We start from the raw sequence: 13103 nt of genomic DNA, 5'->3' as shown, positions 1-13103 counted from the left end.
GGGGTGTCGGCCCGCAGCCGTCAGCTGCCGACCCCGTTCGAGTACAACGTCACGTCGCTCGGGCCCTGCACGGTCGGCGTCACCGCGGCGCCCACGCCGTTGATGACGTGGTCGATGGTGCCGGCCTTGTTCAGCGAGATCGTCAGCAGATCGTGCATGACGACACCCGGCCGGTCGGGCACCTCGAAACCGTTCGCGGAGTGCAGCGACGGGTTCACGTTGGTGTAGATGTAGCTGCCCAACCCGTACGCGACGTGGCGACGCACCGACTTCGCGACCGTGTAGCCGGGGTATCCCGGCTCGCCGTCGTGCATCCACGCGGCCTGGTCCGGTGCGTCGTAGGGCAACTCGTTCTGGAAGAAGATCGTCTCGCCGCGCTCGCCCTTCCACAGCACGTTGTACTTGCGGTAGTGCTCGGCGAACAGGCCGGTAGCCGTGACGTCATCGCCGTTGACGACCACGCCGTTCTCGGCGGTGTTGACGGTCCAGCCGACGTCGTTCGGGTTCTGCGCGTGGTCTGCCCGCCAGGACCAGATGTCGTCGAGGATGGTGTAGTCGCTGTTGACGACCAGACCGTTCACGACGCGGCCGAGGTGCGCGCCGCCGACGCGGAAGAAGACGTCCTGCAGTCCGGTCGGGTCCGCTGAGCTCGCGGCGTACTTGGCGCGCGCCTTGCCCGAGCCCACCTGCAGCAGGGCCGGCGACTTCTTGGCGCCGGCGTCGAAGATGACGCCTGCCACGTCGATGCCCGGCACGTCGCCGGTGGTCATGGCGGTCTGTCCGTTGTCGGGTTCGAGCGTGGCGAGGCCCAGGCCGAGCACGACGGTGTCGGCGCGGTTGACCTTGATCGTCTGACGGAGGTGGTAGATGCCGGGCGTCAGCAGCAGGTTCTTGCCCTGGCGCAGGGCGGCGTTGATCCGGCCGGCCGAATCACCGGGTTTCGCGACGAAGAAACGGCTCAAGGCCAATGACCGACCCGCGGTCGGGCCCGCGGACCACGTCGTGCCGGTGGAGTTGCTCTGCGTCGACGGGACGAAGACGCGGTACGCGCCGCCGTCCGTGTACAGGTACGGCTTCTCGCGGGACACGGGTGTGGTGGCCAGGGTCGTGTAGGGCTGCGCGGCGGTGCCGTTGGCGCTCTTGGTGCCGAAGCTCTGGGCCGGGGCACCGTTGTCGCCGGAGAACACCTGGTTCCAGACGCCGTTGCTCCAGCCGCCCATCGCGCTGTTGCGTACGTAGAACTGCTGCTGGCTGCCGTTGGTCGGGGTGTCGGTGCCGAAGGAGGTGTCGGCGACGAAACCACCGCTGGCGTACGACGGCCCGGTGCAGTAGTCCATGAACGTCGTGTGCCCGGTGACGTCGACGCGGCGCATCGGGGCGGCCTGCGAGACGGCCCAGAACTCGGTGTCGGCGTAGCAACCGCCTGCGTGGTTGCCACCCTGCCCGGCGACCACGATGTGCAGGTTCGACAGCGAACGCCAGAAGTTGTCCAGGGCGGTGCCGTCGCTCTGGTTGTAGACGTCGATCGACCCGTTGATGGTGACGTCGTCGGGGTTCCGGCCGAGGCCGGCGACCTCGGTGTAGAAGCCCACCTGGAAGTCCAGCGGGTCCGCAGCCGTGCCGTACGTGCCGGGCTCGAACAGCAGCGCGTAACGCTGGGTGCCGAACTGGTTGTCGACCTGGGCGGCGCCGATGGCGTCGACCTTGGCCTGGATCGAGGCCGTCGACATGCTCGGGGTGAAGACGACGACGTTGGCGCCGAGCGGACCCGAGCGGGCCGCCGCGGCGGGGTGGGCCGGTGCCGCGTCGGCGGCGACGGCGCCGCTGCCGAGCAACAGCGCGGACGCTGCCACCGCGACCCCGGTACGGAGGAGGACGGACCGACGTGGCCGGCCAGGGACGGTGCGCGTAATTGTTACCGAGGTCACGTCGCTCAATGTAACCCCGGCATCCGACAGTGCCGCACCGGGTGGCCCCGGGGTCAGGCGGCGACGGCGTACCCGATCGCCGCGCCCACGGCGAGCACGGCCAGCGCGACCCGGACGGTGTCGACCGCGAGCAGGCGGGTGTGCGTGGCGGCGTCGAAACCGGTTCTCAAGCGGCCGTGCAACGGCACGGCGGCCAGGCCGGTGACAGCGAGGATCAGCACGAAGCACGCGCCCGCGACGACCGACCAGACGTCGGTGTCGGCGACGCCCGCGATCGCCACGGCCGTTGCGAAGAACGCGAACAGCGGCCCGACGACGAAGGTCACCCGGCGTTGATGTTCCCGTTCGACGGCCACGAACCCGCCGGCCGGCACGGTGGCGAACTGCGGGTAGACGAGCACGCGGATCGTCGCCTGGAAGCCGCAGTACAGCGACGTCGCGGTGAGCAGCAGCGCCGAGGCGACGTCCACCGCTCAGCGCACCCGCTGCGGCCGCGCGAACCGGCTGTGCACGCCGGCCGTCCACAGCGGACGCAACATCGGGCCCGCGGTCCGGACACCGGCCGCAGCGACGAGCTGATCGTCCAGGGTTACTACCTCCGCCGCCTGCAGCGGCCACCGTCCGTGCGCGTTCGGCACCCACACCGTGCGCCCGCGCCAGCTGCCGTGCATGCCCCACCGCGAGACCAGGAACGACTCGAGCGGTGTGGGTTCGACCGGCGCACCGACCCGCAGGCGCACCTGCGAGGTCAGGCCCCGCCGGCCTACGCGACGCAGCCGCCAGGTGACCTCGTCGTCGTGCTGCTCGGCGTGGATGCGCGCCCATCGATACGGGACCCCACCCACGTTCGCCGCGGCCACGACCGGCAGGCGGGTCGCGTCGAGGGTGCGGAAGACGACACCGTGGCGGCCGGCGTCGTCGACCGAGTACAGCCGCACGTTCCACTCCAGGAACGTTCCGAGGTACGGCAGCGGCACGCCGGTACCGAGCCCGGCCCGACGCATGCGGAACGGGATCAGCCCGACGTAGGTCAGGCCGTCGTCCCACACGTCGACCCGCACGCCCCTCGGCATGAACTGCTCGACCTCCCTCGGCTCGACGGGCCAGTGCAGGAAGGCGAGATCGCACCAACGCTGGTCGAAGACGACCCGGCCGGGCAGGGTCGGCGCGTCGGGCGGCGGGTGCGTCGTCATCGCCCGAGGTCGCGACGTACCGCGGCCGCGGCCCGGTGCCCGGACACGAGCGCGCCCTGGATGGAGGCCGTGTCGCGGAAGTCGCCGCTGACGAACAGCCCGGGCGCGACGCGCACGGGCCGCTGCAACGGTGTGCCCGGCGGGGTGTCGGGCAGCGCGTCCCTGATGACGTAGGTGTGCACGTGCTCCCAGGCGTCGGTGCCCACGCCGTAGACGTGGGTGAGCTGCCGGCGGACGGCCCGTTCGGTCTCCGCCGTGCCGTCGGCGCCCAGCACGGACGACGCGATCAGCGCGCGACCGGGCGCGTACGTCGGCGCGGCGTCGGTCATCACCGCCGAGTTGACGACCGGACCGCGACGGTCACCGTCGAGGTGCAGCATCGTGCGTTCGGCGGGGGACATCTGCGCGAGGTGGTAGTACGTCGTCAGCGCCCGGGTGCGGCCGAAGTCCTGACCGAGCAGCCCGGCCGACGCCACGGGCCCCGCCGCGACCACGACGGCCCGGGCCGTGACGGTGCCGTCCGACGTCGTCACCGCGCCGTCCCGTACCGAGGTCACCGCCTGCCCGCACCGCACGGCCCCGTCGGGGAGCGCGGCGGCGACCTGCTCAGGGATGGCCTGCATCCCGGACGCGGGCACGCCGGGCGTGCCCTTGACGAACGAGCGCATGATCAGCTCGGCCAGCCGTCGTGAGGTGGCCAGCTCGCCGTCGGCGAGGGTGCCGGACAGGAACGGGCGCAGGACGCTGTCGACGAGTTCGCCGTCGATGCCGCGTCGTCGCAACTCGTCGATGAACGGCAGGTCCGGCCGGTGCTTGATGCGCTGCGCCGGCCCGAAGCCGATCTCGGCGACCCACGCCGCCAGGCGCAGGCGTTGCCCGAGCGTGCCCAGGGTCGTGGTGGCGGTCGCCCACGAGTCGCGCGGCGAGCGGCGCGGGTCGGCGAGCACCCGACGCGTGTCCCCGCGGGCGACGACGGCGCCGGCCTCGAACGGATGCAGGTCGAGCGCGACGAGGTCGAGGTCGGCCGGTGCGCGCGGGTAGCCGGGGTTGAGCAGTTGGAAGCCGCGGTCGAGGAGCAGGCCGTCGACGCGGTCGGTGCGGATGCGCCCGCCCACCTCGTCGCCGTCCTCGAGCACGACGACGTCGAGTCCGGCTCGATGCAGGTCGCGGGCGCAGATCAACCCGGCCAGACCGGCACCGACCACCACCACGTCGTGGAACTCAGTCATCGGTGCGTACGCCCAGTGCCTCGAGCTCGTCGCGCAGGTGGGCGAGCAACGCGTCCGGGTCGGGCAGGACCTGGTCGTCGGCCATGACGCCGAGCAGCACCTGACCGTTGTAGCTGATCACGGACACACCGACAGCGAGTCGCCCCGACTGCGGCGGCCACGCGATGATGCCGGTGAGGCGGCACCCGCCCAGGTGCAGCGGCTCACGGGGGCCCGGCACGTTGGTGACCACCAGGCTGCTCTTCACCGAGAAGATGTCGATGACCAGGCTGACCGCGCGGCGCGGCAGGTGGCCGACGAGGGCGAGGATGGCCAGGGCGACGGGTGCCGTGGCCGAGCGTTTCAGAGCGGCCGTGCGCCGGCACACGAGGGCGATGCGCCGCGCGCTCGACGACACGCTCACCGGTAGGCGCAGGAAGACCAGGCCGAAGCGGTTGCCGAGCTCGACCTCCGGACGATCGAGCGGGCGCAGATTCACCGGCAGCACCGCACGCACGTCGTGCTCGGTGCCGAGCTGCCGGCGCAGCGCGCCGCTCAGGGCGGCGAGTACGAGATCGTTGATCGTCGCCTCGGTGGCCTTGGCCGCGGCCTTCAACGCCGGCACCGGTATCGGGGCCGACCACCGCAGCGACTTGGCCACGCCGACGGGAGCGCGCAGCTGGGTCTTCCGGTCGGGAGGCAGGGCGAGCAGGGTGGCCGTCGCCTGGACCACCTTTCCCGCCGCGACGGCTGTGTCGACGACCCGGCGAACGCCGCCGGCGGGAACGGTCGGCGTCGACGGGAACGGTGCACCCAGCCCGCCGTCCTGCGCCTCGTCGGACAACGACAGCAGGACGCGGAACAGCGCGACCCCGTCGGCGATGCAGTGGTGCATGCGGGCCACGATCGCGGTGCCACCGCGGTAGCCGTCCAGCACGTGCAGCTGCCACAACGGCCGGTCGTCGGGCAGCGGTGTCGACGCCAGCTCGCTGACGCGCTGCATGAGGGTGTCGTGATCGGCGGGGGCGGGCAACCGTTCACGGGTTACGTGCGACATGGGGTCGAAATCGGGGACATCGACCCACCACGGGCGGCGCGTGCCGCGGTCCTGGACGCGTTGTGCGAACCGGTCGTGGTGGGCGAGCAGCCGCTCGATCACGGCCACGCGCAGCAGCTCGTCGTCGAGCCGGTCGTCGAACAGCAGGACGGCGTTGACCACGAGCGCATTGACCGGACGGTCCATGTGCAGCCACGCAGCGTCCACTGCGGTCATGCGCGTTGTCTGTGTCATCCTCACCCGCCCCGGCCGACAGTGTGCCGCTTGGGTGCCCAGCGGCGTGCCGCTTGGGTGCCCAGCGGCGTGCCGCTTAGGTGCCCAGCGGCGTGCCGCTTAGGTGCCCAGCGGCACCGAGCGGCTATCGCTGCACCCTGGGTAGACAGCATTCATGCGTGTTCCGGGCAATCCTCTGGGCCGCGCGGTCGAGGCGGCCGCGCTCGGGCCGGAGTACGCGCGCCGCGCCGCGACCCTGGTCCCGCGGGTGGGCACCCTGCTGGACACCGCGGAATGCCTGTTGGCGCGACTCGACGCCCTGCTGACCCGCTTCGAACAGGACGAAGGCGTGCTGCGGACCACGGTCGAGAAGGCGACCGCGTCCGAGGCCGAGATCCGCGAGCTGTTGCCCGTCCTGTCGTCGTTGCGCACCGCCGCGCCCGACCTGACCGAACTGGTCGGGCTGTCCCGCGGGTTGAACGAGATCATCGGCGCTCTGCCCGGGTTGGGGAAGGCGAAACGGCGCGTGGACGAGAAGCTCGAGGACGCCGAGGCCAAACGGGATCAGGTCCAGTAGAGGACCCGGGCCTGCGGCAGAGTGGCGCTGACCTCGTGCTCGAACCAGCTCCGCATCTCGCGCATCACCGGCGTGGGATAGACGTACTTTCGCGCGCCGAACTTCGTCCGCTTGACGGTGCGCCCGCCCTCGTCGAGGTCGAGCTTGGTCTGCGGGTACCACTGCAGCAGCACGGCGCGGCTGGCCTCGGTGAACCGGTGGGTGATGAGCTCCACGGTGAGGTCGAGCTGTGGCACGCCGTCGAGCGTCGCGGCCACGTCGTGCAGGAGCGTCGCGTACTCCTCCTGCCAGCCCGGCAGCGGCATCAGTGGCGCGATGGTGAGCCCGACGGGGTAACCGTCGTCGGCCAGCGCGCGCAGGGCGGCCAGACGCGCCGCCACGGAGGCGGTCCCGCCCTCGAACCGGCGGGCCACCGCTGCGGAGTTGACCGACATGCGCACGCGCGTCCGGCCGTCGTGCGGCAGGCCGACCAGCGGGGCGACTCCGTCGAACTTGGTGGTGAAACGCAGCCCGACACCGGGCCCGTGCTCGCCGCGGCCCACGGACGCGATGGCGCTGGATAGCGACCCGGTGACCGCTTCCAGGCCGAGCGGGTCGGTGTAGCAGGACAGCTCGAAGGTGGTGCCCTCGTCTGCGCGCTCGGCGTCACCGGTGGTCACGGTGCCCTGCCCGGCGAGCCCGGCGATGGGCGCGAGCACGTCGTCGAGGTTGGCGTAGACCCGGGTGATGGGCGGGCCGGACAACGATCCGGCGAGGTAGCAGTACTGGCAGTGGGCCGGGCAGCCCTTGGCGAGGTCGAGGCGCCAGTCGGCACTCGGCGGGATGGGCTGCGGGCGCAACGCGCTGGGCGGGGCCACGACCACAGCCAGGGTCAGCTTGGCCCGGGCGTAGGTCTCCCGCTCGCTCTCGCCGCGCAGGCCGGGCAGGCGGTCACCGGCGAGCAGCTGGATGTCCTCGACGCCGGCCGCCTCGCAGCGCGCGACGATCTCGCGGCCGTGGGGGAGTTCGGCCGCCGAACGGGTGACGAGCACGTGCTTGGGCCGCCAGCTGCGCCGCGCGTGGGGGGTGACGGGCTCGACAGCTGCACTGGTCATATCGGTGTCAACACCGACCTGGTGGGGTCGGCTTCCGGTTATTGGACGCCGATCTGCTCGAGCATGGCGCGGATGGCGGACTCGAAGTACTCGGCGCTGGTGTCGAGCACCGGCGGCGGCAGGTGGCCGTTGAGCTCCAGCGAGATCGCGCCGTGCATGGTCGTGTAGCACCAGTAACCGGCGACCAGCGACGCGGCCGGCACGCCCTGCTCGTCGGCCATGCCCTGCAGGGCGGTGTGCAGAGCGGCAGGCAGCAGCCGCTCGATGCGTGACAGATCGAACATCCCGGCCTCGACGGCGTCAGCGGTGACGCGCTGCAGGACGCCGAACGACCGCAGCGCCGCCGCCGAGGTCTTGTGGGCATCGTCGTGTTCCGCCAGGGCGGTGGAGAAGATCAGGGCGTACTCGGCGCGATGACTGTGCGCCCAGGCCCGGTAGGCGTGCGCGATGAGCACAAAGGTCTCGAACGGGTCGGCCTCGGCGCGCATCCCGTGGTCGTAGGCCCGGGTGACCTCCTCACCGATGGACTCGAAGGCGTCCAGGATGAGCTGGTCGAGCAACTCCGTGCGACTCGGGAAGTACCGGTAGAGCGCGGACGGGGCCATGCCCATCTGCCGGGCGACGTCGCGCAGGGACAGTCCGTGCGGGCCCGACTCGCGCAGGGCGTCCCAGGCCAGGGCCTTGATCTCGGCCTCGGTCTCGGCGCGCCGCAGGGCGCGTCGTGTCGCGGGCTCGGCATCGGTCACGGGGCGCACCGTAGCGCAAAGTGAACACCAGTCACAAGGCGACGGGTGGTCTTGACAGCCGGCCAAGCTTCGAGAACAGTGTTCACAAACAGACCGACATTCACGTTCGAGAACTCAGGAGATCGCCATGCTGGAGCAGCTCGGCTCGTTCGTCATCCGCCGCCGGCGCCTCGTGCTCATCGTCGCCGGGGGCGTACTGGCCGTCATGGCCGTGCTGGCCACCCAGGCCTTCGGGGTGTTGAAGGGCGGCGGGTTCGCCGACCCGTCCTCGGGCTCGAGTCGCGCCGAGAAGGTCATCGACGACTCCTTCGGCGGCCAGACCAACCTGGTCCTGCTCGTCGCCCCGCGAGACGGCGGGCAGCTCGACTCGGCGGCCGTCAGCACCGTGGCCCACCGGGTCACCGGTGAGCTGCGTGCCCGGCACGACGTCGAGTCGATCGCGTCGTACTGGGACGGACACGCCGCGGCGCTGCGAGCGAAGGACGGGCGGTCGGGGTTGATCACGATGCACGTCACCGGCGACGACTCGGCCAAGACGGATGCCGCGACCACGATCATCTCGCAGGCCACGAAGCAAGGCAGCGACGCCAACGGCGTGCAGGTCCGCGCCGGCGGCAACCTGGCCGCGAACCAGGACATCACCGACAGCATCGCCACCAGCCTCGGCCGCGCCGAGGCGGTGGCCGTGCCGCTGACCCTGCTGCTGCTCGTGCTTGCGTTCGGCAGCCTGCTCGCGGCGGCCCTGCCGCTGATCATCGGGTTGTTCCTAGTCGGCGGCACCTTCGCCGAGCTGGCCGTGCTCGGCCGGCTCACCGACGTCTCCATCTACGCCGTCAACCTCACGACGGCTCTGGGCCTGGGCCTGGCGATCGACTACTCGCTGCTGATGGTGAACCGGTTCCGTGAGGAGCTGCGTCGGGGCGAGAGCGTCAAGGACGCGGTCACCACCACGATCCGCACCGCCGGCCGCACCATCATCTTCTCCTCGGCCACGGTCGCGGCGGCGCTCGCCGCCCTGCTCGTCTTCCCCGTGTACTTCCTGCGCTCGTTCGCCTACGCCGGCATCGGCGTGGTCGTCATCGCCCTGCTGGCCAGCCTGATCGTGTTGCCCGCCCTGCTGGCCCTGTTCGGCAGCGAGGTCGCCCACAACCGCCGCGCCCGCGCCGACAAGGACGAGAGCGCGTTCTGGCGCCGGGTCGCGGTCACCGTGATGCGCCGGCCGCTGCTGGTGGGTGGCGCCGTCATCGCCGGCCTGCTGGTGCTCGGCGTGCCGTTCCTGCACGTGAACTTCGGCTCGCCCGACGACCGTGTCCTGCACACGTCGGCGGGCAGCCGGCAGGTGGGCGACGTGCTGCGCTCGGAGTACTCGTCGGCGGCGTCCGCACCCGTCGATGTCGTCATCGAGGGCCGGGTGTCGCGCACCGACACCGCGGAGTACGCGGCGCGGCTGCAGCGGCTGCCGCACGCGACGGCGGTGCAGCCGGTCGCGACGCGGGCCGGTGCCACCTACCTGCGGGTGGTCGGCCCGAGCGACACGAACTCCGGTGCGGCCCAGGACCTGGTCCGCGACATCCGCGCGGTCGACGCGCCGCCGCACACCACGGTCCTCGTCGGTGGGGCCAGTGCCACCCTGGTGGACGGCAACGCCGCGATCGGCGGCAACCTGCCGTGGGCTCTGGTGTGGATCGTCGTCACCACGCTCATCCTGCTGTTCCTGTTCACCGGCAGCGTCGTACTGCCCATCAAGGCGCTGGTGCTCAATGCACTGTCCCTGACGGCTGTGTTCGGCGCCCTCGTGTGGATCTTTCAGGACGGTCACCTGTCCGGCCTGCTCGACTTCACCCCGACCCCGACGAACACCTCGATGCTGCTGTTGATCTTCTGCATCGCCTTCGGCCTGTCGATGGACTACGAGGTGTTCCTGCTGGCGCGCATCAAGGAGGCGCACGACCAGGGCGCCGACACCGTCGAGGCGGTGGCGACCGGGCTGGCCCGCACCGGGCGCATCGTCACCACCGCGGCCGCACTGCTCGCCGTCACCTTCTTCGCCTTCGGTACCGCCAGCATCAGTTTCATCCAGCTGTTCGGCATCGGCACCGGGATCGCCATCGTCGTGGACGCGACCGTCGTGCGCGGCCTGCTCGTCCCCGCGTTCATGCGCCTGGCCGGGCACCTGAACTGGTGGGCGCCCGCCCCGCTGCGTCGCCTGCACGCGCGCATCGGGCTGGCCGAGACGCCGAGCTCGCCCGCCGTGGCGGCTCCGGCTGCCGCGACGGCCGGAGCGAGCTAGGCACCCTCACCCTCCCACCGATCAACAGCACGGAACCGTCCGCAGACGTTTCCCGCTGTTGACCAGCCGAGGGGCGCTGCGTGTGAATGCGGTCGTGCGGGCACGATGCGCACTACAGCTCATCGACAGGAGTCCTCATGGCGCTGCACGGTCACCCCGTCCCGACCCGGCACACCACCTTCCGAGGCGACAACAGCGCGTTGGCGGCCGTCGCGGACCCGGCGCTGGAGCACGAGATCGTCCCGCCCCTGAACGCGCTCGCCCCGGAACCGGTGCCGCCCGATGTCGCCTACCAGCTGATCCACGACGAGTTGATCGTCGACGGCAGCGCCCGCCTGAACCTGGCCACCTTCGTGACGACGTGGATGGAGCCGCAGGCCCGCGCCCTGATGGCCGAGTCGGTCGACAAGAACATGATCGACAAGGACGAGTACCCACAGACGGCAGCTCTCGAGAACCGCTGCATCGCCATCCTCGCCGACCTGTGGCACGCGCCCGAGTCCGACGTCGCCACCGGCTGCTCGACCACCGGGTCCAGCGAGGCCTGCATGCTCGCCGGCATGGCGCTCAAGCGCCGGTGGCGCGCCCGCGTGGGCGACGACCCGTCCCGCCGACCGAACCTGGTCATGGGTTCGAACGTCCAGGTGTGCTGGGAGAAGTTCTGCAACTACTGGGAGGTCGAGGCGCGGCAGGTGCCCATGAAGGGGGACCGCTACCACCTCGACGCGGACGACGCGGCCGCGTACTGCGACGAGAACACCATCGGCGTCGTCGCCATCCTGGGCTCGACCATGGACGGCAGCTACGAGCCGGTCGCCGACATCGCTCATGCCCTCGACGAGCTGGCTGCCTCCGGCGGACCCGACGTGCCGATCCACGTCGACGCCGCGTCCGGCGGGATGGTCGCGCCGTTCCTCGACCCGGACCTGGTGTGGGACTTCCGGCTGCCCCGCGTCGCCTCGATCAACACGTCCGGCCACAAGTACGGCCTCGTCTACCCCGGCGTGGGCTGGGCGATCTGGCGCGACGCGGCCGCCCTGCCCGAGGAGCTGGTGTTCAAGGTCAACTACCTCGGCGGGGAGATGCCGACCTTCGCGCTGAACTTCTCCCGGCCCGGCGCCGAGGTCATCGCCCAGTACTACATGCTGTTCCGGCTCGGGTTCGAGGGCATGCGCGCGGTGCAGCAGGCGTCGCGGGACATCGCCACCACGCTGGCCGACGAGGTCGAGCGGATGGGGCAGTTCCGGCTCATCTCACGTGGCGACCAGCTGCCCGTGTTCGCGTTCACCACCACCGACGACGTCACCGACTGGGACGTGTTCGCGGTGTCGCGCGGGTTGCGCGAGCACGGGTGGCAGGTGCCCGCGTACACGTTTCCGGCCGACCGCACCGACCTCGCCGTCCTGCGCGTCGTCGTGCGCCACGGGTTCTCCCGCGACCTCGCCGACCTGTTCCTGCAGGATCTGCGCGACGTGGTGTCGACGTTGACGTCCGACACGGCGAAGGCCGGCAGCTCGGGACGGTCCGGCTTCCACCACTGACCAGATCCTGCGTGGGTCAGGGGAGCGGCGGCACCGGTCCGTCGGGGCCCTCGGCGCTCCACGACCAGGCGTAACGGCCGTCGTCGCAGGCCATCCCGCCCTCGCCGACCTCCAGCGGCGCGAACGTGTCGATCATGACGGCCAGCTCGTCCGTCGACTCCATCCCGTTGCTGTTCTCGTAGGCCTTGACCTGGGGGCCGTGCGAGTGCCCGGACGGGTGCAGGGTCATCGACTCCACACCGATGCCCGTGCCGCGCCGGGCCGAGTAGTCACCGCCGGCGTAGAACAGCACCTCGTCGGAGTCGACGTTGGAGTGGTAGTACGGCAGCGGGATCGCATCCGGGTGCCGGTCCAGCATGCGGGGGACGAAGTTGCACATCACGAACCGGTTGCCCTCGAGCACCTGGTGCGCCGGCGGCGGCTGGTGGATCGACCCGGTGACCGGCTCGAAGTCGGCGATGTTGAACGCGTACGGGTACACGTAGCCGTCCCATCCCTCGACGTCGAACGGGTGCGTCGCGTGCGTGACCACCGAGCCGACGACGCCACGCCGACCTCGGTGCTTCACGTAGACCTCGACGCGCTGCTCGACGTCGTCGACGACGTACGGCCCGTCGACGACCCGCAGGTCCCGCTCGGTGATCGGTGCCCCCGCGAGGAACTGGCCGGTCTTCGACAGCTGACGGCGCGGGTGCACGATGTGGCTGCTGGCCTCGACGCACAGCGCCCGCACCGGACCGCCCATCGGGATCCACCGGTGGATCGTCGTGCGCGGGAGGATGACGTAGTCGCCCTGGCTCACGTCCAGCGTGCCGAACGTCGACTCGAGGCGGGCGGTCCCCTCCTGGACGTAGAGGCACTCGTCGCCGGTCGCGTTGCTGTACAGCGGCGACGGCGCGTCGCCGACGACGTAGGCGATCCGCACGTCGTCGTTGGCGAGCACGAGCCGTCGGCTGCGCACGAGATCGTTGCCCGCATAGGCCTCGCCGGGGAACAGGTCGCCGAGGCGCAGGTGCAGCGGGCGCAGCGGGTAGTTGGGCTGGGTCTTGAGGTCGCCGAGGTCCCAGGGGCGGGCGTCGACCATGGCCGAGGGCACCCGACGGTGGTAGAGCAGCGACGCGGCGCCGGAGAAGCCCTCCTCGCCGATCATCTCCTCGTAGGCGAGGGACCCGTCGGTCTGGTGGTGCACGGTGTGCTTCTTCGGCGGGACCTCGCCCGCGCGCACGTAGTAGGGCATCGTCGACCTCTCGTGGTGG

11 protein-coding genes are annotated in these 13103 nt (G+C 71.2%); 3 read left to right on the top strand and 8 right to left on the bottom strand.

The window, feature by feature from the left end:
• Positions 1–20: 20 nt before the first annotated feature.
• From ACFFCA_RS02165 to ACFFCA_RS02145, 5 genes are all read right to left on the bottom strand, one after another.
• A complete protein-coding gene (locus ACFFCA_RS02165) occupies positions 21–1853 on the bottom strand; it encodes an adenylyl cyclase (protein ID WP_375481358.1) in 1833 nt (610 codons plus the stop codon).
• Between the two features lie 128 nt (positions 1854–1981).
• The gene (locus ACFFCA_RS02160; RefSeq protein ID WP_375481356.1) at positions 1982–2398 is read right to left on the bottom strand and encodes a DUF1772 domain-containing protein; all 417 of its coding nucleotides are present in this window, start codon (positions 2396–2398) and stop codon (positions 1982–1984) included.
• A 3-nt stretch (positions 2399–2401) separates the two neighbouring features.
• Positions 2402–3121, bottom strand: a complete 720-nt coding sequence (locus tag ACFFCA_RS02155; RefSeq protein WP_375481354.1) for a YqjF family protein — start codon at positions 3119–3121, stop codon at positions 2402–2404.
• On the bottom strand, positions 3118–4350 hold the full coding sequence (locus ACFFCA_RS02150; RefSeq protein WP_375481352.1) for an FAD-dependent oxidoreductase: 1233 nt from the start codon (positions 4348–4350) through the stop codon (positions 3118–3120). Before ACFFCA_RS02150 ends, ACFFCA_RS02155 begins: the two co-directional genes overlap by 4 nt.
• The gene (locus ACFFCA_RS02145; protein ID WP_375481350.1) at positions 4343–5602 is read right to left on the bottom strand and encodes a wax ester/triacylglycerol synthase family O-acyltransferase; all 1260 of its coding nucleotides are present in this window, start codon (positions 5600–5602) and stop codon (positions 4343–4345) included. The genes ACFFCA_RS02150 and ACFFCA_RS02145 overlap by 8 nt, the downstream gene beginning before the upstream one ends.
• A gap of 172 nt (positions 5603–5774) precedes the next feature.
• Between ACFFCA_RS02145 and ACFFCA_RS02140 the strand changes: the two genes are divergently transcribed.
• On the top strand, positions 5775–6176 hold the full coding sequence (locus ACFFCA_RS02140) for a hypothetical protein (RefSeq protein WP_375481348.1): 402 nt from the start codon (positions 5775–5777) through the stop codon (positions 6174–6176).
• On the opposite strand, the gene ACFFCA_RS02135 is transcribed toward ACFFCA_RS02140, so the two are convergent.
• The gene (locus ACFFCA_RS02135) at positions 6164–7270 is read right to left on the bottom strand and encodes a spore photoproduct lyase family protein (protein ID WP_375481346.1); all 1107 of its coding nucleotides are present in this window, start codon (positions 7268–7270) and stop codon (positions 6164–6166) included. The two genes, ACFFCA_RS02140 and ACFFCA_RS02135, sit on opposite strands and share 13 nt — an antisense overlap.
• A 38-nt stretch (positions 7271–7308) precedes the next feature.
• A complete protein-coding gene (locus ACFFCA_RS02130) occupies positions 7309–8016 on the bottom strand; it encodes a TetR/AcrR family transcriptional regulator (protein ID WP_375481344.1) in 708 nt (235 codons plus the stop codon).
• Positions 8017–8143: 127 nt separating this feature from the next.
• Here ACFFCA_RS02130 and ACFFCA_RS02125 point away from each other — a divergent pair, with 127 nt between their 5' ends.
• Complete coding sequence (locus ACFFCA_RS02125; RefSeq protein WP_375481342.1) at positions 8144–10306, top strand: MMPL family transporter; 2163 nt, start codon at positions 8144–8146, stop codon at positions 10304–10306.
• Between the two features lie 137 nt (positions 10307–10443).
• The gene (locus tag ACFFCA_RS02120) at positions 10444–11847 is read left to right on the top strand and encodes a glutamate decarboxylase (RefSeq protein WP_375481340.1); all 1404 of its coding nucleotides are present in this window, start codon (positions 10444–10446) and stop codon (positions 11845–11847) included.
• A gap of 16 nt (positions 11848–11863) precedes the next feature.
• Here the strand turns inward: ACFFCA_RS02120 and ACFFCA_RS02115 are convergent, their stop codons facing one another.
• On the bottom strand, positions 11864–13084 hold the full coding sequence (locus ACFFCA_RS02115) for a homogentisate 1,2-dioxygenase (protein ID WP_375481338.1): 1221 nt from the start codon (positions 13082–13084) through the stop codon (positions 11864–11866).
• Positions 13085–13103 lie beyond the last annotated feature (19 nt).

Source organism: uncultured Jatrophihabitans sp. (genome assembly GCF_964252635.1).
Taxonomy (GTDB): domain Bacteria; phylum Actinomycetota; class Actinomycetes; order Mycobacteriales; family Jatrophihabitantaceae; genus Jatrophihabitans.
This window is presented reverse-complemented; position numbering and strand designations above follow the sequence as displayed.

Coding starts and splice junctions, on each gene's coding strand:
- ACFFCA_RS02115 (WP_375481338.1), bottom strand. CDS start 13,084: ATGCCCTACTACGTGCGCGCGGGCGAGGTCCCGCCGAAGAAGCACACC.
- ACFFCA_RS02155 (WP_375481354.1), bottom strand. CDS start 3,121: ATGACGACGCACCCGCCGCCCGACGCGCCGACCCTGCCCGGCCGGGTC.
- ACFFCA_RS02135 (WP_375481346.1), bottom strand. CDS start 7,270: ATGACCAGTGCAGCTGTCGAGCCCGTCACCCCCCACGCGCGGCGCAGC.
- ACFFCA_RS02150 (WP_375481352.1), bottom strand. CDS start 4,350: ATGACTGAGTTCCACGACGTGGTGGTGGTCGGTGCCGGTCTGGCCGGG.
- ACFFCA_RS02125 (WP_375481342.1), top strand. CDS start 8,144: ATGCTGGAGCAGCTCGGCTCGTTCGTCATCCGCCGCCGGCGCCTCGTG.
- ACFFCA_RS02140 (WP_375481348.1), top strand. CDS start 5,775: ATGCGTGTTCCGGGCAATCCTCTGGGCCGCGCGGTCGAGGCGGCCGCG.
- ACFFCA_RS02120 (WP_375481340.1), top strand. CDS start 10,444: ATGGCGCTGCACGGTCACCCCGTCCCGACCCGGCACACCACCTTCCGA.
- ACFFCA_RS02145 (WP_375481350.1), bottom strand. CDS start 5,602: ATGACCGCAGTGGACGCTGCGTGGCTGCACATGGACCGTCCGGTCAAT.